This window comes from Capnocytophaga sp. G2, assembly GCF_035282625.1.
Lineage (GTDB): Bacteria > Bacteroidota > Bacteroidia > Flavobacteriales > Flavobacteriaceae > Capnocytophaga.
Genome location: NZ_JAYKBU010000020.1, coordinates 1 through 25,375, shown reverse-complemented (window position 1 = coordinate 25,375; position 25,375 = coordinate 1). Strand labels below are relative to the sequence as shown.

General features: G+C 33.9%; 26 protein-coding genes and 1 pseudogene. 7 read left to right on the top strand and 20 right to left on the bottom strand.

Annotation, left to right across the window (positions count from 1 at the left end):
* Positions 1–10 precede the first annotated feature (10 nt).
* Positions 11–556 carry a crossover junction endodeoxyribonuclease RuvC gene (gene ruvC, locus VJJ03_RS10475; protein WP_009746166.1) on the top strand — a complete coding sequence of 182 codons (546 nt, stop codon included), beginning with the start codon at positions 11–13 and terminating at the stop codon, positions 554–556.
* Positions 557–565: 9 nt separating this feature from the next.
* Positions 566–1,699, top strand: coding sequence for a radical SAM family heme chaperone HemW (gene hemW / locus VJJ03_RS10470; RefSeq protein ID WP_009746167.1), 1,134 nt, complete (start codon positions 566–568; stop codon positions 1,697–1,699).
* Between the two features lies 1 nt (position 1,700).
* Here the strand turns inward: hemW and VJJ03_RS10465 are convergent, their stop codons facing one another.
* From VJJ03_RS10465 to VJJ03_RS10380, 18 genes and pseudogenes are all read right to left on the bottom strand, one after another.
* Positions 1,701–2,726, bottom strand: a complete 1,026-nt coding sequence (locus VJJ03_RS10465) for a DUF3078 domain-containing protein (protein ID WP_009746168.1) — start codon at positions 2,724–2,726, stop codon at positions 1,701–1,703.
* 23 nt (positions 2,727–2,749) lie between these two features.
* Positions 2,750–3,346, bottom strand: coding sequence for a DUF5683 domain-containing protein (locus VJJ03_RS10460; protein WP_323975496.1), 597 nt, complete (start codon positions 3,344–3,346; stop codon positions 2,750–2,752).
* Positions 3,336–4,238: a ParB/RepB/Spo0J family partition protein gene (locus VJJ03_RS10455; RefSeq protein WP_009746170.1), complete on the bottom strand. Its 903-nt coding sequence runs from the start codon at positions 4,236–4,238 to the stop codon at positions 3,336–3,338. The genes VJJ03_RS10460 and VJJ03_RS10455 overlap by 11 nt, the downstream gene beginning before the upstream one ends.
* A 9-nt stretch (positions 4,239–4,247) precedes the next feature.
* Positions 4,248–5,012: a ParA family protein gene (locus VJJ03_RS10450; protein ID WP_009746171.1), complete on the bottom strand. Its 765-nt coding sequence runs from the start codon at positions 5,010–5,012 to the stop codon at positions 4,248–4,250.
* 135 nt (positions 5,013–5,147) lie between these two features.
* Positions 5,148–5,900 carry a 3-oxoacyl-[acyl-carrier-protein] reductase gene (fabG, locus tag VJJ03_RS10445; RefSeq protein ID WP_323975493.1) on the bottom strand — a complete coding sequence of 251 codons (753 nt, stop codon included), beginning with the start codon at positions 5,898–5,900 and terminating at the stop codon, positions 5,148–5,150.
* A 22-nt stretch (positions 5,901–5,922) separates the two neighbouring features.
* Positions 5,923–6,618, bottom strand: a complete 696-nt coding sequence (locus tag VJJ03_RS10440; RefSeq protein WP_323975491.1) for a carboxypeptidase regulatory-like domain-containing protein — start codon at positions 6,616–6,618, stop codon at positions 5,923–5,925.
* Positions 6,619–7,083: 465 nt separating this feature from the next.
* The gene (locus VJJ03_RS10435) at positions 7,084–7,440 is read right to left on the bottom strand and encodes a hypothetical protein (RefSeq protein ID WP_323975489.1); all 357 of its coding nucleotides are present in this window, start codon (positions 7,438–7,440) and stop codon (positions 7,084–7,086) included.
* Between the two features lie 156 nt (positions 7,441–7,596).
* Positions 7,597–8,106 (bottom strand): hypothetical protein, encoded by a 510-nt coding sequence (locus VJJ03_RS10430; protein ID WP_323975487.1) that lies wholly within the window; start codon positions 8,104–8,106, stop codon positions 7,597–7,599.
* Positions 8,103–8,915, bottom strand: coding sequence for a hypothetical protein (locus VJJ03_RS10425; RefSeq protein WP_323975485.1), 813 nt, complete (start codon positions 8,913–8,915; stop codon positions 8,103–8,105). The genes VJJ03_RS10430 and VJJ03_RS10425 overlap by 4 nt, the downstream gene beginning before the upstream one ends.
* Positions 8,916–8,920: 5 nt before the next feature.
* On the bottom strand, positions 8,921–9,238 hold the full coding sequence (locus VJJ03_RS10420) for a hypothetical protein (protein WP_323975483.1): 318 nt from the start codon (positions 9,236–9,238) through the stop codon (positions 8,921–8,923).
* Positions 9,166–9,425, bottom strand: a pseudogene (locus tag VJJ03_RS10415) (hypothetical protein); the annotation flags it as partial. The gene VJJ03_RS10420 and the pseudogene VJJ03_RS10415, both read right to left, overlap by 73 nt.
* 301 nt (positions 9,426–9,726) lie before the next feature.
* Positions 9,727–10,545 carry a hypothetical protein gene (locus VJJ03_RS10410; RefSeq protein WP_009746181.1) on the bottom strand — a complete coding sequence of 273 codons (819 nt, stop codon included), beginning with the start codon at positions 10,543–10,545 and terminating at the stop codon, positions 9,727–9,729.
* Between the two features lie 145 nt (positions 10,546–10,690).
* Complete coding sequence (locus tag VJJ03_RS10405) at positions 10,691–11,245, bottom strand: hypothetical protein (protein ID WP_323975481.1); 555 nt, start codon at positions 11,243–11,245, stop codon at positions 10,691–10,693.
* 53 nt (positions 11,246–11,298) lie between these two features.
* A complete protein-coding gene (locus VJJ03_RS10400; RefSeq protein ID WP_323975479.1) occupies positions 11,299–12,378 on the bottom strand; it encodes an LptF/LptG family permease in 1,080 nt (359 codons plus the stop codon).
* A 22-nt stretch (positions 12,379–12,400) separates the two neighbouring features.
* Positions 12,401–13,531, bottom strand: coding sequence for a tRNA guanosine(34) transglycosylase Tgt (gene tgt, locus VJJ03_RS10395; RefSeq protein ID WP_323975477.1), 1,131 nt, complete (start codon positions 13,529–13,531; stop codon positions 12,401–12,403).
* Positions 13,532–13,574: 43 nt separating this feature from the next.
* Positions 13,575–14,615, bottom strand: a complete 1,041-nt coding sequence (locus VJJ03_RS10390; RefSeq protein ID WP_323975475.1) for a DUF445 domain-containing protein — start codon at positions 14,613–14,615, stop codon at positions 13,575–13,577.
* Positions 14,616–14,646: 31 nt separating this feature from the next.
* On the bottom strand, positions 14,647–15,522 hold the full coding sequence (locus tag VJJ03_RS10385; RefSeq protein ID WP_323975473.1) for a hypothetical protein: 876 nt from the start codon (positions 15,520–15,522) through the stop codon (positions 14,647–14,649).
* Positions 15,523–15,527: 5 nt separating this feature from the next.
* On the bottom strand, positions 15,528–16,127 hold the full coding sequence (locus VJJ03_RS10380; protein ID WP_323975472.1) for a riboflavin synthase: 600 nt from the start codon (positions 16,125–16,127) through the stop codon (positions 15,528–15,530).
* 70 nt (positions 16,128–16,197) lie between these two features.
* Here VJJ03_RS10380 and pdxA point away from each other — a divergent pair, with 70 nt between their 5' ends.
* Positions 16,198–17,268: a 4-hydroxythreonine-4-phosphate dehydrogenase PdxA gene (pdxA, locus tag VJJ03_RS10375; RefSeq protein WP_323975470.1), complete on the top strand. Its 1,071-nt coding sequence runs from the start codon at positions 16,198–16,200 to the stop codon at positions 17,266–17,268.
* A 29-nt stretch (positions 17,269–17,297) separates the two neighbouring features.
* Positions 17,298–18,974 (top strand): putative transporter, encoded by a 1,677-nt coding sequence (locus VJJ03_RS10370; protein ID WP_009746189.1) that lies wholly within the window; start codon positions 17,298–17,300, stop codon positions 18,972–18,974.
* A 37-nt stretch (positions 18,975–19,011) separates the two neighbouring features.
* Here the strand turns inward: VJJ03_RS10370 and VJJ03_RS10365 are convergent, their stop codons facing one another.
* Positions 19,012–19,773 carry a class I SAM-dependent methyltransferase gene (locus VJJ03_RS10365; RefSeq protein WP_323975468.1) on the bottom strand — a complete coding sequence of 254 codons (762 nt, stop codon included), beginning with the start codon at positions 19,771–19,773 and terminating at the stop codon, positions 19,012–19,014.
* Positions 19,773–20,579: a type I methionyl aminopeptidase gene (map, locus tag VJJ03_RS10360; RefSeq protein ID WP_323975466.1), complete on the bottom strand. Its 807-nt coding sequence runs from the start codon at positions 20,577–20,579 to the stop codon at positions 19,773–19,775. The genes VJJ03_RS10365 and map overlap by 1 nt, the downstream gene beginning before the upstream one ends.
* 220 nt (positions 20,580–20,799) lie before the next feature.
* On the opposite strand from map, the gene VJJ03_RS10355 reads away from it, so the two are divergent.
* The 3 genes from VJJ03_RS10355 to VJJ03_RS10345 form a co-directional block, all read left to right on the top strand.
* Positions 20,800–22,995: an N-6 DNA methylase gene (locus VJJ03_RS10355; RefSeq protein ID WP_323975464.1), complete on the top strand. Its 2,196-nt coding sequence runs from the start codon at positions 20,800–20,802 to the stop codon at positions 22,993–22,995.
* A 3-nt stretch (positions 22,996–22,998) separates the two neighbouring features.
* Positions 22,999–24,498, top strand: a complete 1,500-nt coding sequence (locus VJJ03_RS10350; RefSeq protein WP_323975462.1) for a hypothetical protein — start codon at positions 22,999–23,001, stop codon at positions 24,496–24,498.
* An 8-nt stretch (positions 24,499–24,506) separates the two neighbouring features.
* A partial coding sequence (locus VJJ03_RS10345; protein ID WP_323975460.1) for a restriction endonuclease subunit S occupies positions 24,507–25,375 on the top strand: 869 nt, incomplete at its 3' end.

Here is a 25,375-nt window from a genome sequence, read left to right as displayed (position 1 = left end):
AAAAAACAGGATGGAAAAAATCATTTTAGGTATTGATCCTGGTACTACAGTAATGGGCTTTGGCATTATTCAGGTAATAAAAAATCAAATGAAATTTGTTCAGATGAATGAACTATTATTAAATAAATATGATAATCATTACTTAAAGCTCAAGCTCATTTTTGAACGTACTACTGAGCTCATTGATAATTATAAACCTGATGAACTAGCTATTGAAGCTCCTTTTTTTGGGAAAAATGTACAATCCATGCTTAAACTTGGGCGAGCACAAGGTGTAGCCATGGCTGCTGGACTCGCCCGAGAAGTACCTATCACAGAATATGAACCTAAGAAAGTAAAAATGGCGATTACAGGCAATGGAAATGCAACCAAGGAACAAGTAGCCAAAATGCTACAGCAACTTCTAAATTTTAAGGATTTTCCCAGCCATTTAGATGCTACTGATGGACTTGCTGTAGCTGTATGCCATTTCTTCAATGGAGGAAAGATGGAAAAAAATAAAAGTTACTCCTCATGGGAGGCTTTTATTAAGCAAAATGAAGATAGAATTTCCTAATTCTCCCCTATGTATAGCCTCTATATCCATATTCCTTTCTGTCGGCAAGCTTGTCATTATTGTGATTTTCATTTTTCTACAACCCTAAAGCGAAAACCTCAAATGATCAAAGCTTTATGCAAAGAATTGGAAATGAGAAAAAAAGAAGCTTCTCAGACATTACAGACTGTCTATTTAGGAGGGGGAACACCATCAATACTTACCTTTGAGGAACTTAATGAAATATTGACTACTATCCATTATCACTACACTGTAGATCCTAATGCTGAGATTACTATTGAAATAAATCCTGATGATTTTACTCTTTCCAAAAAAGGGATTTCTTTAGAGCAGTTAAAAGAATTAGGGATTAACCGACTAAGTATAGGTATACAATCCTTCTTTGAAGAAGACTTACGGCTAATGAATAGAGCCCATACAGTATCTCAAGCAAAAGAACTTTTAGCAAAAGCTATAGGATTATTTGACAACATCTCCATTGATCTCATTTATGGAATCCCTAATTTGTCTCATAAGCGATGGATTGAGAATATCAATATAGCTCTTTCCTTTGGCATTCCACACCTTTCTGCTTATGCTCTTACAGTAGAGCCTAAGACCGCTTTATATCAATTTATTAAAAAAGGAAAAATTCCTCCTACCAATGATTCTCAAGCAAGAGAACAATTCTACTTACTAAAAGATATATTAGAGAAAGAAGGATTTATTCATTATGAACTTTCCAATTTTGGAAGAAAAGGATATTTTAGTAAAAATAATACTGCTTATTGGGAGCAAAAACATTATATGGGAATAGGTCCCTCTGCGCATAGTTATAATGGCAAAGAACGTACCTGGAATATAGCACACAATATCAAGTATATAAAACAAATTTCAGAAGGTATTCTTCCTCAAGGGAAAGAAGTGCTCTCCTTAAAAGACCTATACAATGAACGTATTATGACAGGGCTTAGAATCCAAAAAGGTATCTCTCTTGAAAGCATTCAACAAGATTTTGGAGAATTCTATGTTACCTACCTAAAAAAAGAAGCCTTTCCCTATATAGAAAAAGGCTTACTCATTTATTATAATAATCACATTATCACATCAAAAAAGGGATTATTTCTTTCCGATGGTATCGCATCAGACTTATTTATGTTATAACTTAAAAAGTATACTTCAACCCTACCCCTAATATTTGCTTGAATTGTACACGTGGACTATACAAATGTTTTACTCCATTAGGTAATGTTTCTTCCTTGAACTTAATATCATCATCATACTTAAGATGAGTACCTATACGTGCCTGCAAAAAATCATTAATTTTCATATCAAAAGAAAGTTGCCAATCCACATCTACATTTCCAAAACTCTTATCATATTGCGTATAGAAAGATACCTGATTAACCATATTAACATTCTCATAAAGTTCTATTTCATGTTTTCCTGATAACAGGAAGCCTACTTCAATAAGATATTGTTTAGCATGTTTTAACAAATTACCTATATTATCGTATTCAGCAGGGGCTAGCCCAAAAGAACCTTTATCAGCTAAATTTTGATCCATTACAAATGTTGCTTTCATCGTCAAGGGAGAAATAAAAACAGTTACTTTTTCTTTTTCAGGAGCATATTCCATACCAATTCCTAAATACAGATACCCCGGTGCCATAAAACGAGAAATAGGGTCTGCATCAGGATCTCTGGGATAATCATATCCATCACTAAACTGGGTATTGAATGAAATTTTGGATGAATAATACCAATCTCGGAATCCCGTACGGTAACCAAAAGAAGAACTCACAAGTACCTGATCATCTGTTTTCCGTAATCGTTCCCCTGTTTGGATATTAATTCCATAGTTAGCAATCAACTCATTATCCCAAAAATAGTTCTCCACTAAGTAACGACGACGAAATTTTGCATCTGCTAAGAAAGATACAGAATTTACCCCTCCAGCACTCCAATTGGAATAAGCTACTTCACTCATATTAAGTCCTACAGCATTGTACTTATACCAACGTTGATTTTGAAGTTTAATTTTCTCAAAGGTATAATTTAATTCATTTTTTGCAAAATCTAATTTGGTAATTTCAATTACAGGAGGCCTCATCTCTCCTCTTACCTTTCTCACTTGTGCTTTCAAAGAAAAGGGAAGCAGTAGAATTGCAAATAATGCCAGTTTTTTCATTTCTCTTGTTTTTAATTTTATTATTAAAAGTTATAGGTAAGTGAAATTCCTATATATGAATTATTAAATCTATTTTGGTGAAGGAAGGGTTCAATAGAAAGATTCTCATCTACATTAAATTGTTTAAGGTGAGCATCTACATTAGCTTCTATAATATTCAGTGCATAGAATCCTATAGCAAATAGCATTGCCATTTCTTTATTCCTGCGATATAAATCCTGAGCACGGCGAAGAGCATCTGTACTAAGGCGAGGATTTCCATCCGTACGTCCTCCATAAAATTCATCATCTGTGCGCCCATCTAAACGACTTTTATAGGCTGTTCGATAACGGTCAAGTTCTTTATCATTACGAAAATACAAATATGTAGGAATTCCAATAGCCAAATACACTATAGGTATTTTCCAATAGCTTTTATTATAAGCTTGACCTAATCCTGGGAGAATAGAAGAATAGAAAGCCGCCCGCGCCGGTGAAAGTGGATCTGTATTCCATGTCTTTAGAATAACTGTTTGAGGCACAGTTATGGTATCCTTAACCCTCACTGAAAGCGTGTCCGTTTGTCCCCAAACTCTTATACCCAAAAGGGAAACTATTCCTATCCAAAAACTAACCCTCACCGTATAGTATTTTTTGTATGCGTTTGAATTCTTCTTCTGTTTTGAAAGGAATCTCTACTTTTCCTTTTCCTGTTTTATCTATCCTAATTGTTGCATTATTCCCAAAATGCTGGCGCAATCTCTCCATTCCTTCAGCAGCAAATGCAGGTATTTCCTTTGCCCGTTTAGGTACTATAACCGCTACTTTTTGAGGATTTTTAAGTTGTTGAACTGCCATTTCTGTCTCACGAACAGAAAGGTTCTGTGCTATAACACGATTATATATAGCCAATTGTTCTTCCCTATCCTCAACATTAATCAAAGCACGTCCATGTCCCATAGAGATAAATCCATCTCGGATTCCTGTTTGAATAATAGGGTCAAGCTTCAGAAGTCGTAGGTAATTGGTAATCGTAGAGCGCTTCTTCCCTACTCTATCACTCATCTGTTCTTGAGTGAGACTCAGTTCCTCTATCATTCGATTATAACTCAAAGCTACTTCAATAGGGTCTAAATCCTGCCGCTGAATATTCTCTACAAGAGCCATCATAAGAGACTCCTCATCATTGGCTATACGAATAAAAGCCGGTATTGAAGTAAGTCCCGCTAACTTAGAAGCGCGTAACCGGCGTTCTCCGGAGATAAGTTCATATTTTTGAGCAGCTATCTTCCTTACTGTAATAGGTTGAATTACACCCAATTCCCTAATAGAAGAAGCTAACTCATTTAGGGTCTCCTCGTTGAAGACAGTCCGTGGTTGATAAGGGTTTTCAGTAACTTGATCTAGAGGGAGCTCTAATATATTTCCTATAAGTTTATCGGCATTAGTATCAGAAGCTGATTGAATATCTTCAGTAGGAAGTAATGCTCCTAATCCTCGTCCTAATCGTTGTCCTTTATTTACTTTTCCCATAATTATGTCCTAACTATTCTTTTTGATAATTTCCTCTGCCAGACTAATATAATTGGCAGCTCCCTTACTAGCTGCATCATAACTAATAATAGTTTCTCCAAAACTAGGTGCTTCACTAAGGCGAATATTTCGTTGAATAATAGTTTCAAAAACCATTTCACTAAAGTGTTTTTGTACCTCTTCCACCACTTGATTAGAAAGTCGTAAACGAGAATCATACATGGTAAGGAGTAATCCTTCTATATCCAATGCAGGATTATGTATTTTTTGCACACTTTTGATAGTATTAAGAAGCTTTCCTAATCCTTCTAAGGCAAAATACTCACATTGAATGGGAATAATTACTGAATCTGCTGCAGTAAGTGCATTCAAAGTAAGTAATCCTAAAGAAGGAGCACAATCAATAATAATATAATCATATCGATCCTTAATAGGAGCTAAAGCTTCCCTGAGCATATACTCTCTTCGTGGTCTATCTACCAATTCAATTTCAATAGCTACCAGATCAATATGTGCTGCAATAAGATCTAAGTTAGGAGAATTCGTCTTGAGGATAGTACTTTCTGCTGTTGCAGAATGCTCCAATACTTCATACGTTCCTCGCTCTACTCCTTCTACTTCTATTCCTAATCCAGAAGTAGCATTCGCTTGTGGATCGGCATCTATTAGGAGTACTTTTTTTTCCAAAACACCTAAGGCAGCCGCTAAATTAATAGAAGAGGTAGTTTTCCCAACACCTCCTTTTTGATTGGCTATGGCTATGATTTTGCCCATAATATCTTGTTCTTTTTTCAGAGGGTAAAAGTACGGCGATTTTTACGATTGGCAAAACAAAGTTATTAACACATTTGTTAAAAAATATTAAACTGGCATGAGATGATTTCTCATGCCAGTAAATATTCCTTTACATTAAGCAGTTATCATTCCCCCATCTATACGGAGTACTTGTCCTGTAATATAGGAACTCATATCAGAAGCTAAAAATACACAGGCATTGGCAATATCTTTTGCAGTTCCTCCTCGCTTAAGTGGAATAGCATTACGCCAACCTTCCACTATTTCAGGAGCAAGTTTTGCTGTCATTTCAGTCTCTATAAAACCAGGAGCAATGGCATTACAACGAATATTTCGAGAGCCTAATTCCAAAGCTACTGACTTGGTAAAACCCAAAATACCTGCCTTAGAAGCAGCATAATTAGCTTGTCCAGCATTACCTTGTACCCCTACCACACTGCTCATATTGATAATGTTACCACTGCGTTGTTTTAGGAATATCTTCTGTACTGCCTTAGTCATATTAAAGATAGACTTAAGATTTACAGCAATCACTTTATCAAAATCTGCCTCACTCATACGCATCAGTAAGTTATCCTTGGTAATTCCTGCATTGTTTACCAAAATATCAATTCCTCCAAAGTCTTCTAGTACTTTATTAATAAGTTCCTCGCAAGACTCAAAATCAGCTGCATTACTCTGATAGAAAGCTATTTTAGCTCCCTTACTATTGAGTTCTTGTATCTCAGCCTCTGCTTCTTCTACAGCAGTTCCATAGAAAGTAAAAGCTACATTAGCTCCTTGTTCTACAAAAGCCTTTACAATTCCAGCTCCTATGCCACGACTACCTCCGGTAACAATAGCGGTCTTTCCTTTTAGTAAATTCATTTTTATCTATTTTATACGTTAATTACTTATTTATTGCCTTTAGCCTAAAAAAATACTTCTCGAATTCTTCAACACAATACCTGCCTTTAATTTTTGGATGGTTCATCTCTATTTGAAGGATACTATCAGAAACAAACTGATATTTTCCATAGTAAGTTGTGTCCTTAGTCATTTCTTCATCCAAATATTCATAAAAGCACAATTCATTTTTACTAAACAACATACTTGTTGCTGGATAAAATTTTCTTTGTCCTGAATAACTCTCCTCTTTCTTATATTTAAATAACTCTCTTTTATTATTTACTTTACGAGTGGGAGGTATATTTTCCTTCTCTACATTAGGGAATCCCATAAGTTCGTTACCTTCTTTTACATAGACTATCTCCCATTCTATATCCTCAATTGCTTTCTTTATTGGTATTTTTTCTCCTATTCGTTTTAGATAAATATCGTATGCTTCCCAAACAGTTCCCTTCTGGGCAGCTCCTCCAAATGGGTTGTACATAACTATTGTATCCGATTCATAGCCTTCTTTTCTAACTATCAAATTCACAAAAACAGGAGGAGCTTCAAATCCGATAAAGGTAAATTCGTGATATCTTTTTTCAGGAATTCTAAAATATCCTTCTTTATCTGTAAGAAACTCTCCTACTTGACATTGTTCAATAGGATTTCCTGCATAATCCAATATCCGCCCTGTTATAATAGGACTTGCCATTCGTGAAACCAAACACGAAGAGGAGAATATACATATCAAAAATAGCCAACAACCTTTCATATATCCCAATTTATAATTATTTATGACATTATATGATTCCTATCCAAGACTTCTGACAATCAAACAAAGCCATTGTATTTACAACAGGTTCATTTGACAATCTAATTTTACCGATCGATCTATTTTTACATCGTCTTACTCTCAAATGATGTTATTTTTTTCTAAGCAACAAATTTTGACAGTCAAAATTCCCTTTATCAACTGAATCTACCTTTTCATAGAATTATGTCTATTTTAGTTAGCTATAACCTATTATTCTTTTTTAAAACAATGGTATCAAGGTCTGAAAAAGACATCCATCACCCAACCTCTTCTGGTGATTATCTTATCTGTGGGCATTTTCGTATTATAACAGTCTATTAGTATAGATTAGAAAAATAATGCTCTCATAGGATTATATTCATTTTAGTTAGCCTTTATTTCCTTTTTCAGAATAATAGTATCAAGGCCTGAATAAGGGAACCATTTGCCTCTTATCTCACTAAAAACATAATACCTTATTATGTCTGTTATATAATTAGCTCTTTGAAAGAAAACATCATCATGAAGAATATGCTCTTCTTCATGTATCTCAAAATACCCATTTTTATTAGAATAAGCCAAAATCTCATTTTTGAAATTTGAAATTTCTACACTATCCAAAGGATTTCCGACTATATCCATTACCCACCCTCTTCTGGTGATTATCTCATCTGTGGACATTTTTGTATTATAACAACCTGTCAGTAATATAAATATTGATAGGAAAAATAATGCTTTCATAAGATTATATTCATTTTAGTTAGCCATAATAGTCCTTTTAAATCTTCTTCAGAAAGAATGTATCATAATATCTATTACTTGGAACAACCTATTGAGTGATTGTATCCTCTATAACTTCCTATTTAAGAGAATTGACAAGAACTTGCTGCTATCTATTTATTTCATGACATCATAATTTATAAGACTACTCTTTTTAACAAAATTCCATTTTTTATCAAAGAAAAGTGAGTTTGCACCCTCATATATTGTAACAGGACAATTATAGATCATTATTTTTTCTCCTGTAATTGGATGTGTAATATATTCTTTTGAAAGAATTCCAAAAGAAGTATCTATTCTAAATACTAAAAAATAATAAGTTCCTTTTACATCAACATAACGATTGGAGTTTACTACCTTTAGAGAACCTATTTTTTCTTCTACTAAGTTATCAGAAGGAATAATTTTTAAAACAAAATAATTTTCTTCTGTATCCAACATTAGAAATATATCATCGCTTGTTTCCTTAACTTTTTCTATTTCTTGAGCTACTATAGATAAAGTTTCTTCTTTCATTGGAAAATGATATTCTAATGAATTTGCACTGGTAGGCAATTCTCTTTTTATAGTATTAATAGTTGTCTTACATGAAACAAATAATATTAGAAAAATAAATACTTTTTTCATCTACCTATTTTTAAGTTGAGACATTCTAATCCTATATTTACCATATTATTTGCTTCTCCATTTCCTTTAGTGGCACCTACTTTCTTCATAATACCTGTAGGTGAAACTCTATAGATAGAAACTTTTGATGTCTTTTTATAAAAGTTCCAACTATCTAATTCATAGACATAAATGTGTAGATCATGTGCTAAATCAGCGTCTTCTTTTGATGTTCCATAATCATTAACTCTATCATTTTCATTATATAACATTTCTCCACCAGGTATATGTTTTTCTCTTAGTGTTATAAAAGGATGAGTATGAACTTGTCCTAATAAAGCCATTTTAGTTCCATTCACATCTACAACAGTATTATTATTAACTTTTGAAGAAGGAATAAAACAATTTCTTTCAGTTCCTATTGGTCCTAAGAATGATTTTATTATAGCAGAAGAGCTTTCTAAACATATAAAAACCTGATGTTCTTTTCCTTTTTCTTTTGAATAATTGGTTTTTACATGTATTTCTTGTAGCATATCTTGTATTTGTCGATCATCTACTTCCACTTTTTTACTATTTTCTAATAAAAAGCTATTTCTTTGATCTAAAGAAAGATCTTTGCTTTTATTCCAGTAGGAAGAATCTATAGATCTCACTTGACCATCTTTTTTACCATAATTGATATAGACCTCTGCTGTAAAGGAATCAATGCAAATATCTTCTATAGCATTCTTTTTTGATACGACATTTGGAAACTTTATTTCCATTTGATTTCCTCTACCACTACTAAAACGAACGATAGCTGTATTTGTTTTTTTATTCTCTCCCATAACTTCTATTTTTTAGGTTCAACTGTCTTTAATTTTATACAAGTAGTATCTCCTAATATGGAGATATCCTTTAGTACATCATTTTCTACTATTTCTCCCTCATATTCATAATCCAACCGTGGATCATTCAGAGCTATGGTAAGTGTTTGATCCAAAGCATTTTCAGTCTCAAGATATAAGTATATTTCCATATCAGGTTCTAATTCATCTTGACTTATCCGATTTCCTTCCAAATCCTTAAAGTAATATCCTACAATTTCCGGCTCTTTGGATACTTTTTTAGGTCTTTCAATCTCCCCCGTAAGATACGCACCAAAGCGCATATCTGTGAACGATTGATTCTAAAACTATACTCCGCCAAATAACAGTTATATTAAGCTCTGAAACCTAAGAGTATATATCTCTTATCCAAGATTTTACTTGGTGTATTACTTTGTGTAGTGTAGGAAAATTCTTTCCGACATTACTTAGTTTTTGTGTTATATTATAGTCCTTTATAGGTCTATAGCCTTATATTTATTAGACGCTATCCATATAGAACTTTTATAATATTTCTAATAGAAGTGTAAATAATAAAAATATTAAATAGAATAAAAAACAAAGATAATATCCTTCTTACTTTACAAATAAAAAATATAAGAAAAGCTACAATAACTATAGCGGGGATATATATAGATAAAATATAATACATATAATCATTCATATATTTTTTCCAATAACAAAGATATAAGAATAGAAATAAAACAGAAATAATATCTGTTATAACGAGAAATTTATAAATTTTTTCATTATTTTTCTTTAATTTCATTTTTTACTTATTAGAAGGGTTTGATATTTCTTCAATTGTAATGGGAGTAGAAAGATTTTCCCATCTTGGTTTAAAATTTAATACATCTTCTGAATCAGAGTCACTGGGTCTGAAAATAGGTAGTTTTCTATTCTTTGCTATCATTACAGCATCTTTTCCTTTTTTAAAGTTAATAATATCTTCAATTATAAAATATTTTAAATCATTATCAATAGAACGATGATTTGAACCAGGAGATAGTATATTGACCCCTTTTGTTTTTTGGGGATTAATTATTTCTATTTTTTCTCCTCCAATACCCGTTTTTTCTCCCTCTTGATAGTAGTTTATAACATTTTCTACATTTTCATTTATATTATCATCATCTATTGAAAGTATACCATATGATGTTGCATCTTTTATATCAAGTAAAATAATAAAATTAAATATGATATCTCTATTTTCTTTTGTTAATTCTACAATATTATCAGCCCCCATACTATGACCAACCATTATAATTTTTATGCTTTCATCTACTTTCCTTAAATCTTTAATTTCTCTTAAAACAGCATTCTTTGTATTCTCTAATGTAGAAGAGAGATAGATATTAACTATTGTGTCTTGTGATTCTAAATTTTTAATTTTCCCTAATCCTTCATAATCTATATCTGTAGGATAAACAGCTTTTTCTTCTCCAATCTCAGGATCCTCTTTGAGCAGCCCTTGTATTACAAAAATAGCAAATCTGATCTTCTTTTCAATCATCAAATTTATAGTCCTCTCATATCCTATACAAGGTACTTGCAGAGTTATTCCTACCTTTTCTATAATTTTTTCACTCATGATTATTTGCTTTAGGTTCAATGATTGTCAGTTCAATACTTTCAAAATCTTTTGTCATTTTAAAATCTCTTAGAATATCATTTTCAAGTCGTTTCCCTTGATACTCAAAATCTACTTCTTTTTGATTTAGATTTAGGATTATTTTTTATCCTATAAGATTTTCACTATTAATATTAATCCAAATTTTTTCTCCTATATGACTTTTTAAATTATCTTTAAAGATATTTTGATGTTTATCCGTCAAATAATAGTCTATTATTTTTGGAGTTGTATCCTCTTTTTTCTTCTTAGGTCTTTCAATCTCCCCCGTAAGATACGCACCAAAGCGCATATCTGTATAATATACCTCATTGGTGATCATGGTAAGAGCATCAATCACTAAGAGATTCTTGGAACCTCTTTGATGGTCAAAGAGAGTTTCGAACTTTAGAGGAGTACAATAAATCAGCTCAAAACGCTCTACCACCCGTTTCCAGCGAATGTCATAAAGAACTATTTCTACCCGTTGGCTTTCTTGCTTGACCATCCAACGAGTAAAAAATTCATCTCCTTTTTCAAGATCAAATTCCAACTCAAAAGTCATTTCATTTGGAAAGGTCGGTACTTGATTTCCAAAGCCTCCCCCTCTTTTCATTTCAAACCAATATGAGGAAAGTGTTCTTTCTCCTCCATCAAAGTATAATTTAGCAATTACTGACATGATATTATAGTTTTGAGTTACTAACCTCTGAGTACTAATAACTAACCACTGACTTACCTCCTTGATTTCCGTATCATATAAACTGCCAATAAGGCAAACATTGCATTGGGGATAATGACTGCCATAAGGGGGGTGATTCCTGATTTTTCTGCCATAATTCCAAAGATACGCTCGAAGAATACATACGAGAATCCAATAAGTACCCCAAAAGCCAAATTCACTCCCATGCCTCCTCTTTTCTTAACAGAGGAAACCGCTACTCCTATAATAGTCAATATAAATACATTAAAGATAGCTGCCCAACGGCGATAGTATACCAGTTCATAAATGCGAATGTTTGGTGATCCTTTTTGACGCTCTTCAGCAATAAATTTGTTCAATTCAAAGAAGTTCTTAGTTTCCGCTGCATATTCTATAGGCAGTAAGTCTGTTGTTTTGAAATTTAACAATGTATCCTTTTGAATCACCTGTTCATAAATATCATCAAGCTCTCCCACTTTGCGATGTGTATAATAGGAAAGGCGGTAAGTCTTTACGCTATCATTCTCTATCCATTGAATGTTACTTGCTGTAATTTTGTCAGTCATCTTTAGTCCATCAAAGCGTTCTAGAACAAAATCTGAACCTTGATTGTTATTTGCATCAAAACTACTAACATAAATATATTCATTCTTATTGACCTGATTATATAGGCGAGAGCCCTTAGAGTAAAGGTTAGGCGAAAGATAAGTGCCATAAAATTCATTATACACTCCACTGGAATAAGGGACAACAAACATCCCCATTATCAAGACAAATACTGAAAGTATAGTCGCTCCATAGAAGTATGGTCGCAAGAATCTATTATAAGAAATACCTGAGCTAAGCATCGCTACAATTTCCGTTTTCTCAGCTAATTTAGAAGTGAACCATATCACCGAAAGAAAAAGAAAAATAGGAAAAAGAATATTAGCAAAATGTATTACAAAGTTAGCATAATACTTAATAATAGCCTCTGTAGGGGCGTGATTGTCAGTCATTTTCTGATTCTTCTCAGCAAAATCCACCAAAATCCCAATGGGAATAAACATCAAAAAAAGAGCAGAGTATGTTAAGAAGTAGCGCTTGAGTATATATCTGTCAATTATTTTCATTCCTCATAAGTTTATCTATGCACTACAAACGGTTATTCATCTGGCTAACCATTTGATTTTTCCATTGGAGAAAATCTCCTTGTAAAATATGTTTTCTTGCCTCACGTACCAGCCATAAGTAAAAGCCTAAGTTATGAATCGTAGCTATCTGCTTCCCTAGAAATTCCTCTGCTGCGAAAAGATGACGAAGATAAGCCTTAGTATAATAAGTATCCACAAAAGTATAGCCATCCTCATCAATAGGAGAGAAATCATTTTCCCATTTTTTATTTTTGATATTAATAGTTCCATAAGCGGTAAAGAGCATACCATTACGAGCATTACGGGTAGGCATTACACAATCCATCATATCTACTCCTAAGGCTATATTTTCTAATATATTAATGGGTGTTCCTACTCCCATAAGATAGCGAGGTTTTTCTTTAGGGAGGATATCACATACAAGCTCTGTTATTTCATACATCTTCTCTACAGGTTCCCCTACGGAAAGCCCTCCAATAGCATTTCCATCTGCTTGTTTCTCTGCAATATATTCCGCAGAAATCTTACGTAAATCTGGATATACAGAGCCCTGAACAATAGGGAATAGTGACTGATTATAACCATATTTAGGAGCATTTTCTCGTAAATAAATAATGCAACGGTCTAACCAACGATGGGTCATGTGCATAGAGCGTTTTGCATACCCGTATTCACATGGATAAGGAGTACATTCATCAAATGCCATCATAATATCTGCTCCTATACTCCGCTGAATCTCCATAGATTTTTCAGGAGAGAAAAAATGATAAGATCCATCAATATGACTTTTAAACTTTACTCCTTCTTCTTTTATTTTTCGAGTGCTTGAAAAAGAATAGACCTGATAACCTCCACTATCGGTAAGGATATTCCTGTCCCAATGCATAAACTTATGTAAGCCCCCTGCTTGCTCCAGTATGGAAGTAGTAGGTCGTAAGTAGAGATGATATGTATTTCCTAATATAATATCTGCATTAATATCATCACTAAGTTCTCGTTGCTGTACTCCTTTTACAGAAGCCACTGTTCCTACAGGCATAAAAATAGGTGTCTCTATCACCCCATGATCTGTAGTAATACGCCCCGCACGAGCTTTGGTTACCTCATCGGTCTTTAATAACTCAAAATTCATACATGATTGTTTTCAAAGTGCAAAGATAGTCAAAATTCAGCTCTTAGAAAAATTGTGTAAGAAAGTAAATAAACAAACCTACTAATCCTCCTACTAAAGTACCATTAACTCGAATAAACTGAAGATCTTTCCCTACTTCCAATTCCAATTTTTTACTCAGTTGCTTTCCTTCCCAATTCTCCACTGTATTGCTAATGAGCATCCCTACTTCTTCCTTATTTTTCAAAACAAATTGATATACCATTTTTTGCGCCCAAGCATCTATCTGATTTTGTAACATCGTGTTATCCTGCAATTCTTGAGTAAAGTATACTACTCCTTTTTGTAATAAGGTTATGAATTGTTGCTCCCAATAAGGGGTATTGAAGGCTTGAGAAAGCTGATAGAACTCCTGGGTAATCTCAGTTCTAATAGGGTGATGAGCATCCTGAGACATTTTCAATAAGTACAGATAGAATCCTTCACTTACTTTCTTTGCAATAGCTTCTCTAATGAAAGTAGGTACTAATAATGGAAACTGCCCTTCTATTTCTCTCTGTAGGGAATCCTGATGCTTTTGAAGATAAATAGCTATTTTTTCAAGAGATTGTGAAAGGATAATTTCATATTTATCTCCTTCCAAAAACTGAACCAAGAACTCTCTTGCTTTCGTGTGAATTGGATATGTTTTTAGAAAACCATTCATTTGAGAAGGAGTATTCTCTCTGGAGAGCCACTCAAGCACAAATGATGATAGCTTAATTTTAATAATATAAGGACGTATCTGTTGGGGTTTGAGAAAGTTTTCTACCACAAAACTTCCCAAGTTCTCTCCTATATCATTCTTTCGCTCTTCAATGAGATTTGTATGAGGAATATTCAGTCCTAAAGGTTTGTGAAAAAGGGCTGTTACAGCGAACCAATCAGCAAGAGCTCCCACCATAGCAGCCTCTGCAAAGGCTTTTATATAGCCTACGAAAACAAGTTCAGGAGCTTTTCTCTGTCCTATAACAGCACCTATATAGATGCATAACATTAACAGTAGTAAGCCTAAAGCAATATTCTTATGTCGCTTAAGCTTTTTTTGTTTGGAATTGTTGTCCATTGTAAATGAGATAGCTTGTTATTCCCTATTCTTAAGGTTCATCATATTTTGTTTCAGGAAAGTCTAAATAGACGGCACTATACATATCTTTTTCTTTGGTTATAAGCACTTTATAATCGGTATATCCTTCTTGAAAATCTCTATGTATAGCAAGGACAATACCATTAGGGGTTTGTGTTGCTTTTTTCACTTTATCACCAAATCCGTCATTATCAGCAAGTTCAAAGAAATCTACTTTCTTTCTTGATGGATGGTCATACCCAAAGGCTTCAAGAGCGAAATCATTTTTCTGTAAAGTAACTAATCCCTTGAACCCATCTACAGAAACCAATACTGCGGGTTCAAAGGGCGCACCACAGCCTGTAAGCCCATCGTCATCGGACACTCTTACTCCGTAATAGTCGGCATGATAGATCTTAATGGCTTGAGAAGCGCCAAACACTTTTTCAAAAGGTTTCTCTAAGAGCTTATAGACACGCCTTCCGTCTAAAATAAGTGGCTCTCCATTGGGTAATTCGGCCTTTACAAAATGATACTCATTACAATACTCTTGGGTATCATTATACATCAGTTCCGAAATAGCCTTGATCGTAACAAACTTCCGATCTATATCCGTGCGATATTCCAAGAATCTTCCTTTTTTATCATAGGTAGTAATGGTATCCCCCATAAGGATTGCCTCCCCCTTCTCCCTTTTGAAGACAATATTACTCTCCCCATCGGGAATATTGGGGCTATAATCAGGCACAGTATCCACCTGTGGATAGCCATCATCTTCTTGTGGATAATCACCTGCCACAATAGGGGGCTCTTTTAACTCCTCTGAGGTAGTTTCTTCAGAAGTCTTTGAAAAAAAATGACAACTAAAAAAAAATAGAGTTGAAAGAAAATAGATGATTTTTTTCATAAATCTTAATTTTTAAGTTTCAAAGCATTTACCTTTGCCAAGACATACTTGCCTATGACATCAAACTCCAAATTCACCACATCTCCTTCTTTAAGAGTATAAAAGGACGTATGTTCGTAAGTATAAGGAATTACTGCCACAGAGAAAACACCTTTCTGAGAATTTACTACCGTAAGGCTCACTCCATTGACAGTAATAGAACCTTTCTCTATGGTCATATTGCCAAGAGAAGGATCGTAGTGAAAGGTAAAGACACGACTTCCCTGAGCGTCCTCTATAGAGTGGCAAACGCCTGTCTGATCCACATGCCCCTGTACAATATGTCCGTCCAAGCGGTCACCGAGTTTCATAGCACGTTCCAAATTGACCATGTCGCCTACCTGCCAAGTACTAAGACTTGTTTTTTGAAGCGTTTCATTTATAGCCACTACTTCATACTGCTGATTTTCAATTCCTACTACCGTAAGACAGACTCCATTATGAGCCACACTTTGGTCTATTTTAAGTTCGGCAGCAAGCTGGCTTTCTATAAAAAAGTGGCAATTTTTACCTTGAGGAGTAATTTTTGCTATTCTACCAATTTTTTCAACAATTCCTGTAAACATTTTCAATAAAATTACGTATTTTTGCACTTCCAAACGCATGTGCTGAAAGGCGATGCAAATTAACAAAAAAATGACAGAAAAAACAAATATTCGTATAGGAGTTTCTGTGGGTGATCTCAATGGTGTAGGTTTAGAAGTAGTAATGAAAACATTTGCTGATGAGCGCATGTTGGATTTCTGTACTCCTGTCCTATTTGCTTCTAATAAAGTGATAGCTTTTGGGAAAAAGCAATTTGGGATAGATTTTGCCTACAATGGAATCATCCATTTGAGTTCTATCATTGAACACAAAATCAATGTAATGAATATCTGGCGGGAGCTCCCTCCTATTCAGTTAGGAATTCCCACTCCTGAGAGTGGCAAGTGTGCCTTAGAATCCCTCACAGCTGCCGTTTCAGCACTCAAAGAAGGCGCTGTGGATGTATTGGTTACAGCTCCTATTAATAAGAAAAATATCCAATCTGAGCACTTTCATTTCCCTGGACATACGGACTATTTAGCTCAAGAATTGGAAGGGGAAAGCCTTATGTTCATGGTATCAGATGAACTCCGCGTGGGACTCCTTACCGATCATCTTCCTTTAAAAGATGTCGTAAAGAATCTCAATCAAGAACTCGTAGAGAAAAAGATCCGCCTGATGGAAACTTCTCTACGCATGGACTTTGGCATTATTCGTCCTAAAATAGCTGTATTAGGGGTCAATCCTCATTGCGGAGACCAAGGGGTTATTGGTGATGAAGAAGAAAAAATTGTTCATCCTGTAATACAGAAACTTTATAATGAAGGAATCTTGGTTTTTGGCACTTATAGTGCTGATAGTTTTTTTGTGTCAGATTACAAGTATTTTGATGGAATTATTGCACCTTATCATGACCAAGGACTTATTCCTTTTAAAGTAATGTCTTTTGGTAAAGGGGTCAACTTCACTGCAGGACTTTCCAAAATACGTACCTCTCCCGATCATGGTACGGCTTACGGAATTGCCGATAAGGGGATCGCTGATGAAAGTTCCTTCCGACAAGCCGTATATACAGCCATTGACATATACAGGCAACGCATTGAAAATGAAGAGCTATTAGCAAATGCTTTAGATACTAATAGCTTAGATAAGGGATTTTTATCTAAAGAAAAAGGAGATTAAATTAATAATTAATTAACAGTTTGTATTTTATGGAATGGTTTTTAAATTTGATGACCAACCATGAGAGCGTAGCCTATACGGTAATCATCTATAGTATTGTAATTGCTGTAGGGGTAGCTCTGGGGAAAGTTCGTGTCTTTGGAGTTTCTTTTGGAATTGCTTGTGTTCTTTTTGCAGGAATTGTAGCTTCCCATTTTGGGTTTACAGTGAATGCACATGTGCAGCATTTCATGAAGGAATTTGGACTTATTTTATTTGTTTATACCATTGGTTTGCAAGTAGGACCTGGTTTCTTTGCTTCTTTCCAGCGAGAAGGAATTAAGCTCAACGCTTTTGCCATATTAGTGGTACTAACCTGTATGTTAACAGTTATTATTATTCACTACTCTACAGGAATAGATATGGCTACTATGGTAGGGATTATGTCCGGAGCAGTTACCAACACTCCTGGACTGGGAGCTGCTCAAGCAACACTCAATGACCTATCCTCCAATGTATCTGACTCGGTACTCTCTACCGGATATGCTGTGGCTTATCCTTTCGGAGTATTGGGAATTATCCTTGTAATGTTGGGAATGAAAGCATTCCTCAAAATCAATATAGAAGCTGAAAAACGCTTACATGGCTTTAAACACCGTGCAGAACATTCCACCATCGTACGTGTTGCTCTAAAATTAGAGAATCCTGCCTTATTTGGTAAGAAGGTAAGTACCATTCACCAGACATTAGAATTTAACTTTATTTGCTCTAGAATCTTCAAAAATGAAGAAGTTATTTTAGCCAATGATTACATTATTTTAGAGAAAGGGGATATTATTCTTTTTGTGGTAGATAAGCAATATGCAGAGAAGTTAGAAACTCTTATAGGAGAACCTGTTAAGATAGAACAATTTTTTCCTGAAGAAAGAAAAGAGAAAAAATTTATCTCCCGTCGTATTAATGTTACTCAGAAAGAGGCTTACACCAAAAAATTAGCCGAAATGAATGTGTACGGACGTTTTGGTGTTACTGTAACACGTGTATATCGTGCAGGAATTGAATTCATTCCATCCCCCGACACCAAACTACAATTCGGAGATACCATCACTATTGTAGGTGATGAGGAACATATTAAAATAGCAAGCAAAGAATTTGGAAATTCTAAAAAACGATTAAGTACACCTCATATAGCAGAACTCTTCTTAGGAATCACCTTAGGAGTATTGGTAGGAAGTATTCCATTCCATATTCCAGGCGTCCCTGTCCCTGTGAAATTAGGATTAGCAGGAGGTCCTTTGATTGTAGCTATTCTCATTAGCCGTTACGGAGGTCGTTTCTCAGTAACGCACTATGTATCGCAAAGTGCGAACCTAATGATACGAGAGATTGGAATTGTGCTCTTCTTAGCCAGTGTAGGTTTGGAGGCAGGACAAAATTTCATCAATACCCTTACAGAAGGAGATGGTTTCTTCTGGATGGGATTGGGAGCTATCATCACCTTAGTGCCTCTTATAATTACAGTGTGGATATCTCGCTGGCGAGGTAAGCTCAATTATTTAGAAACTTGTGGGCTCTTAGCAGGAGCCTCTACCGACCCACCAGCGCTTGCCTTTGCCAATGATATCACCTCTTCTGATATCCCCGCTCTTACTTATGCAAGTGTATATCCGCTCACTACATTTCTGAGAATTATGGTGGCACAGCTATTAATTGTTTTCTTTGTGTGATTTCTCAATCTTGTAAAAATATTAAAACTCCCTACTGTTATTTCTTACAGATAGGGAGTATTTCATTTTTCACTAAGCAATATTTTTCTATCTCTTTGTCAGTAGCAATATCCGTACAAGGCATGGGGTGTACTTCAAAACCAATTTTATGAAGTTTATCAAAATAATCCCTACCATAAATACGTACATGATCATATTGTCCAAAAATACGTGCCCGCTCCTTAGGATCTGTAATAGAATCATCTGAGAAAGTCTTCTCCCTGTCTAATTCTTGTGGTACTTGGAATATTCCCCACCCTCCTTTTTTCATTACTCGATAAAGTTCCTTCATCGCTTGAGTATCATCAGGAATATGCTCAAGAACATGATTACAAAGAACCACATCAAATTGTCCCTCTTCAAAAGGTAAACTACAAATATCTGCCTTTACATCCGCTAAGGGTGAATATAAATCAGAGGTAATATATTGTAAGTTGGGTTGTTTCTTAAATCGCCTATAGAAAGCCTGTTCAGGTGCAATATGTAATACTTTCAAAGACTTTGAGAAAAATTGGGTATTTCTCTGCAAATATAGCCACAATAAGCGATGCCTTTCTAAAGATAAGGTAGAGGGAGAGAGTACATTCTCTCTCACTTTCCCATAACCATACGGAAGAAAGGTACGAAAAGTACTACCATCAATAGGATCAGTATACCTATTCCCTTTGTAATAATATACCAAGACAGGACGTATCCAATAGCTCATCCGTATGAGCCAAGGACGTGGAATAGTATTGAGAATTGTCTTAATCAACCTCATTATTTATACAGAAATTCATCCTCTTCATGACTTTCTATTCCCAAAGCCTCATAAATGTACTTAAAGGTAGAAAGCAACTTAGGCTGTCCTTCTACTAAGGCTACATCATGTTCAAAATGCGCAGAAGGTTTTCCATCGCGAGTGAGGATAGTCCATCCATCACGGAGTTGTTTGATATTCTTGGTTCCCAAATTAATCATAGGTTCTATAGCTACCACCATCCCTTCTACAAATTTCTTTCCCTTTCCTTTTCTTCCATAATTAGGCATCTCAGGATCTTCATGCATTTTAGTTCCTACTCCATGACCTACGAGTTCTCTTACCACTCCATAACCATGCCTTTCACAATAAGTCTGTATAGCATATCCTACATCTTCCACCCTATTACCAAGCTTGAATTCTCGTATACCTATATACAAGGACTCCTTAGTTACCTTCAAAAGTTCTGCCACTTCTGGAGCTACTTCTCCCACAGGGAACGTATAAGCATGGTCTCCATAATAACCATTTTTTAAAGCACCACAGTCCACTGAAATAATATCCCCTTCTTGTAAAGGTTTGCTATTAGGAATTCCATGTACAACCTGAGCGTTAGGGCTTACACACAAAGTATTAGGAAAATCATATAAGCCCAAAAAACCAGGCTTCGCTCCTTGTGAACGTATATAGTCCTCCGCTAATTTATCTAAGTATAAAGTAGTTACCCCAGGTTTTATTTCCTTGGCAAGCATTCCCAATGTACGAGAAACTATCTGAGCACTCTCATACATAATCTCTATTTGTTCTCTTGTTTTTGGTTTTATCATGAGTTGATTCTTTACAAACATGCAAAGGTACGAAAACAATTATTAATGATCAATTATTAATGATTAATTAACACATAGGATGGAAATACCTCACTCTCTTACCTAGACACTTCTCATACTCCTTTTCCTTGATTTTTGCATAAAAAGTGGTATCTTTGCAGGAGCTAATCTAATGAGCTAATTGGATCACTGACAGATCATAGTAACATAAATAAAAACAATGAATCGGATCATACAAGAAGGTATAAGAAAAGGACTGATTTCCATTTCAGAAGATGAAAAAACAATAACATATATTCATCAAAACAAAATTAGAAATTTCACCAATCCAGAGGAAAAGGTGCAAGTTGAGGCTTTTATTTTGTTAGTAAACAAGTATAATTACAAGCCCGAACGAATAAAAATGTTTGTCCCAGTAAAAATGGGAGTAGAAACAAAAGAGGCTGATATAGTGGTGTATAATGATGATGAATGCACTGAGCCGCATATTTTAGTAGAATGTAAAAAAGCAGATATTACAGACCCAGCATTTAATGAAGCTATAAATCAAGCATATAGTTATGCTTATGCAATGCCCAACAATGTGAAATATGTTTGGGTAACCTCTTCTGATAATAATAAATACTTTGAGGTTAATAAAGATACAAACATAAAAAAAACTCTACCTGATATTCCCCAATTTGGAGTAAAGAAGTTAGCTAACTATAAATTTGTTTATGAAGCTAAATCTATAAAACAAAGAGAGGGAATGCAAAGTTTTTTTGATTTACAAGTTATTGAACAAGCCGCTCTTACTAATCGCTTCAAAAGGGCTCACGATGCTCTTTGGGGAGGGGGACAACTCAATCCTTCAGAAGCTTTTGATGAGTTAGACAAACTCATATTTTGTAAAATTTGGGATGAAAGAAAAGACCGAAAAGCAGGGCAACCTTATGATTTTCAAATCATAACAGTTGATGCTTCTGAAATTAAGAATTTTAAAAAGTTGGGAGAAAAAGAGTTGACAAAATCTATTCAAGAAGAGGAAAACAAACGTTTATTTGATAGAATAAAAGAATTATACGAAGAAGGAAGAAAAAAAGATCCTGAAGTTTTTAGAGATAATATCCGCCTTACTCCTGAGAAAATTAGAACTGTAGTAGAGTACCTGCAAGATATTAATATTGGTGAGACAGACTTGGATGCCAAAGGGCGCGCTTTTGAAACTTTTATGAATTCTTTTTTTAGAGGTAATTTCGGACAATATTTTACCCCTCGTGAAATTGTAAAATTCATTGTAGATGTATTGCCTATTACTAACGAATCAATTGTTCTAGATACCTCGTGTGGAAGCGGTGGTTTTCTTTTATATGCTCTTAATAAAGTAAGAGAACAAGCTAATGAGTGGTATCCTAACTATAAAACTGATGTAAAGCAATACCCAAAACACTTTAAGCATTGGCACGACTTTGCTGAAAAGAATCTATATGGTATAGAAATTAATGAACAGATTTCGAGAGCTGCCAAAATGAATATGATTATTCACGATGACGGACATACCAATGTGATTACTTCTGATGGACTTTTAAGCCCTGAAGAAATTCAAAAAAACACAGAAAACAAAGGTTTTAAATACAATCATTTTGATTTTATCATTACCAATCCCCCTTTTGGCAGTATCATACGCCAAACAGAAAAAGCCTATTTGAAAGAATACAAGCTAGGTAAGAAAGAGGAAGACTGGTTGGCTGTAAAGCAACCTCCTGAAACTGTACGAGAAAATCAAAGTACTGAAATATTATTCATTGAACAATGTTATAACTTCCTAAAAGAAGAAGGCTATTTAGCCATTGTCATTCCTGATGGTATTTTAACTAATAGCTCTTTGCAGTATGTACGCGATCATATAGAAGAAATTTTTAGAATAGTTGCCGTAGTTTCTATGCCTCAAACGGCTTTCTCAGCTAATGGGGCAGGAGTAAAAAGTTCTGTACTGTTCTTGAAAAAATATGCTGAAACTGAAACACAACAAATCAGAAACTTAAAGAAAAACTCAAAACACAGCCTGCTCTCCTCATATCAGTACAAAGAAAGGGTGACGCAATTAGAAAATGAGAAAAAACAAGCTATAAAAGAGCTCGAAAAACAATACAAAGAAAAACATCCTTCTCTTGACAAAAAAGGGTTAGCCCCTCTTATAGCTGAAGAGAAGAAAGAAATTCAAGACGAGTTTTCGGAAAAAGTGAACAACCTCAAAGAGGAATTGCAAGATGCCTTTTTAACAGAGAAACAGAAGAAACTAAAAGACTACCCTATTTTTATGGCGATTGCCGAAGAGATAGGTTATGATGCTACAGGCAAAAAGATTGCTGTAAATGAATTGGAGATTATAGGTATTGAATTGAAACGATTTATAAAATTCATTGAAAATAAATAAGCTATGGTAATACGAGGTATATTAGATAATTCACTTAGTGGACAATTATGTATCAGAGGTTTTGCCCCTATTAAAGAATTAGCCAAAATTTCTTGTGCGGATTATAACTATCAAAGAAATCCTATTGAAGGAAGAGAAGATATTATTACTTTTTTAGAAACAGAAACATATTTATTTTTCCCTGAGATTATTTTAAGCTATAAAATCAGACATGACTCTGTTAAAAAATCAAATGACAGTCCTTTAAGGGCTATTCAATCAGGAAATAAATATAAATCAAATAAAGATAATGTTGAAATAAGAATAAAGAAAATTTTTAATTCACCAACTGATGAAGGAGTGAAAATCATTGAACTTATTATTGCTGATGAATATATTAATTCTAAACCTTTTCATAGAATTGATGGCAACCATAGGTTATTAGCGGCAGAAACATCTACTGCTGATAAGGTTGAGAGAATGGTTGCGCCTTTTTGTATTATTTTAGGAGAAGAATTTTATGATGGAGATAGGTTAATCGAAACTCAAGACACAAAAACTTTTGACAAGGCAACTAAAATATTTTTCCACAACATAAACACCAAAACAATTCCATTAACATCAGAAGAAAATTTAAAAGTAATCATTGATGACAAAAATAATTTTCCAGACACCGAGTTAGAGGTAATTTTAGGAAAAGCTGGAATTAAAACAAGAGAGTTGATAAATAAAATAAGGGCTGATTATTTTACCGGCATCAAACATATTATTTCAAATCAGTACAGAACTTACTGCATAAAAATTTTTAATGTATTATTAGAAAACAGCAATGAAACAGACCATATAGTTGATGATGTTCTTGAAGCGTTAAAATGTATTGATGTTATGTATTTAGAAAATAAAAAATTAAAAAATAATTCAAGCTTTGGACTCCTTACAGCATTTCTATATTACAAAGTTACAAATAATACAAGTAAATTCGAATTTTTTAAAAACTGGGTAATCAAAAATCATATTTTTGATATTAAAGAAATCAAGGCAGAGAGTATTATCAAAATATTTGACAAAATAGTAGAGCAAGAAATAAAGGTTTTTGTTGCAATGCCTTATTTTCAAGGCGATCCAAACATTGTTGAAGAATATAATACAATATATAGAAATGTAATCAATGAAATAAGTAGAGATTATGGAGTAAAGATTTCTCTTTATCCTATAATGCAAAATAAAGGAGAAACTCAAGACCAAATACAAGATATTATAAATAAAATTCAAAATTGTCATATTTTCATTGCTGATATCTCTGATAATAATGCAAATGTACTATATGAGACTGGTTGGGCAAGAGCCCTGAAAAAACCTACTCTTTTATTTAGGGAAAAATCTTCAGCTCCTCCTAAATCAGATTATGTTAATGACACATATCATATCTATAATAATGAATATAGATCTAATAGCTTATCTGAAATAGCAAGAAAAAATATTTTAGAGATATTGAATAAAAACTACGGTATACCTTTAGAGTAATATTTTATATGTTTAAACTATCAGAAAATATAGATCCTAATAAGGTTTTTATTGTTAATCGTTCAGAATTGGAGGGGAGAATTGACCCTATATTTTACGCCTCTGATTTAGCAAAATTTAATACTAATATATTCAAAAGTGTATTACTAAAGTCAATTGTAAAATACTTTAAATCAGGATTTGGAGCTGGAAAGCAAGAGCAAACTGATGCTAAAAATGGTATTATACAAATTAGACCTACAAATATTGATGAAAATGGTTTTTTGAAATATGACAAAAACATTTATCTTCCTATTGATAAAAATAGTATTAGAATAGAGGTTAATGATATTTTATTTAATAATACTAATAGTCAAGAACTAGTAGGAAAAACAGCTATTTTAAAAGAAAATAAAGAGCTTACTTTTTCAAATCATATAACTATTATAAGAGTTAGAAAAGAAGCTATATTACCAGATTATTTATGGATAATTCTAAATATGTATCAAAGAAATAGAATTTTTTATTCTATTTGTACTAACTGGAATAACCAATCAGGTATAGGTTTAGAACTCTTAAAAAAATTAAAAATACCTCTCCCTCCTTTAGAAATACAGCAACAAATAGTCGATTTATATGAGAAAGCCTATACTGAAAAACAGCAAAAAGAAGCTGAAGCTCAAAGGTTGTTGGATAGTATTGACGATTATCTTTTAGGAGAGTTAGGTATTACACTACCCAAAGAAGAAGAGCATTTACCGCAAAGCACTGATAAAAACAGTAGCTATAACTTAGATAATGATAACCCGTTAGTAAAAAAGGGGCGTTTGTTTTTGACAAATCTATCAGAAGTAACTGGAGAAAGAATTGACCCTGATTATTATTCTATATATTATAA

Coding starts and splice junctions, on each gene's coding strand:
- ruvC (WP_009746166.1), top strand. CDS start 11: ATGGAAAAAATCATTTTAGGTATTGATCCTGGTACTACAGTAATGGGC.
- hemW (WP_009746167.1), top strand. CDS start 566: ATGTATAGCCTCTATATCCATATTCCTTTCTGTCGGCAAGCTTGTCAT.
- VJJ03_RS10465 (WP_009746168.1), bottom strand. CDS start 2,726: ATGAAAAAACTGGCATTATTTGCAATTCTACTGCTTCCCTTTTCTTTG.
- VJJ03_RS10455 (WP_009746170.1), bottom strand. CDS start 4,238: ATGGGAAAAGTAAATAAAGGACAACGATTAGGACGAGGATTAGGAGCA.
- VJJ03_RS10450 (WP_009746171.1), bottom strand. CDS start 5,012: ATGGGCAAAATCATAGCCATAGCCAATCAAAAAGGAGGTGTTGGGAAA.
- fabG (WP_323975493.1), bottom strand. CDS start 5,900: ATGAATTTACTAAAAGGAAAGACCGCTATTGTTACCGGAGGTAGTCGT.
- VJJ03_RS10440 (WP_323975491.1), bottom strand. CDS start 6,618: ATGGCAAGTCCTATTATAACAGGGCGGATATTGGATTATGCAGGAAAT.
- VJJ03_RS10435 (WP_323975489.1), bottom strand. CDS start 7,440: ATGAAAGCATTATTTTTCCTATCAATATTTATATTACTGACAGGTTGT.
- VJJ03_RS10430 (WP_323975487.1), bottom strand. CDS start 8,106: ATGAAAAAAGTATTTATTTTTCTAATATTATTTGTTTCATGTAAGACA.
- VJJ03_RS10425 (WP_323975485.1), bottom strand. CDS start 8,915: ATGGGAGAGAATAAAAAAACAAATACAGCTATCGTTCGTTTTAGTAGT.
- VJJ03_RS10420 (WP_323975483.1), bottom strand. CDS start 9,238: ATGCGCTTTGGTGCGTATCTTACGGGGGAGATTGAAAGACCTAAAAAA.
- VJJ03_RS10410 (WP_009746181.1), bottom strand. CDS start 10,545: ATGAGTGAAAAAATTATAGAAAAGGTAGGAATAACTCTGCAAGTACCT.
- VJJ03_RS10405 (WP_323975481.1), bottom strand. CDS start 11,245: ATGTCAGTAATTGCTAAATTATACTTTGATGGAGGAGAAAGAACACTT.
- VJJ03_RS10400 (WP_323975479.1), bottom strand. CDS start 12,378: ATGAAAATAATTGACAGATATATACTCAAGCGCTACTTCTTAACATAC.
- tgt (WP_323975477.1), bottom strand. CDS start 13,531: ATGAATTTTGAGTTATTAAAGACCGATGAGGTAACCAAAGCTCGTGCG.
- VJJ03_RS10390 (WP_323975475.1), bottom strand. CDS start 14,615: ATGGACAACAATTCCAAACAAAAAAAGCTTAAGCGACATAAGAATATT.
- VJJ03_RS10385 (WP_323975473.1), bottom strand. CDS start 15,522: ATGAAAAAAATCATCTATTTTCTTTCAACTCTATTTTTTTTTAGTTGT.
- VJJ03_RS10380 (WP_323975472.1), bottom strand. CDS start 16,127: ATGTTTACAGGAATTGTTGAAAAAATTGGTAGAATAGCAAAAATTACT.
- pdxA (WP_323975470.1), top strand. CDS start 16,198: ATGACAGAAAAAACAAATATTCGTATAGGAGTTTCTGTGGGTGATCTC.
- VJJ03_RS10370 (WP_009746189.1), top strand. CDS start 17,298: ATGGAATGGTTTTTAAATTTGATGACCAACCATGAGAGCGTAGCCTAT.
- VJJ03_RS10365 (WP_323975468.1), bottom strand. CDS start 19,773: ATGAGGTTGATTAAGACAATTCTCAATACTATTCCACGTCCTTGGCTC.
- map (WP_323975466.1), bottom strand. CDS start 20,579: ATGATAAAACCAAAAACAAGAGAACAAATAGAGATTATGTATGAGAGT.
- VJJ03_RS10355 (WP_323975464.1), top strand. CDS start 20,800: ATGAATCGGATCATACAAGAAGGTATAAGAAAAGGACTGATTTCCATT.
- VJJ03_RS10350 (WP_323975462.1), top strand. CDS start 22,999: ATGGTAATACGAGGTATATTAGATAATTCACTTAGTGGACAATTATGT.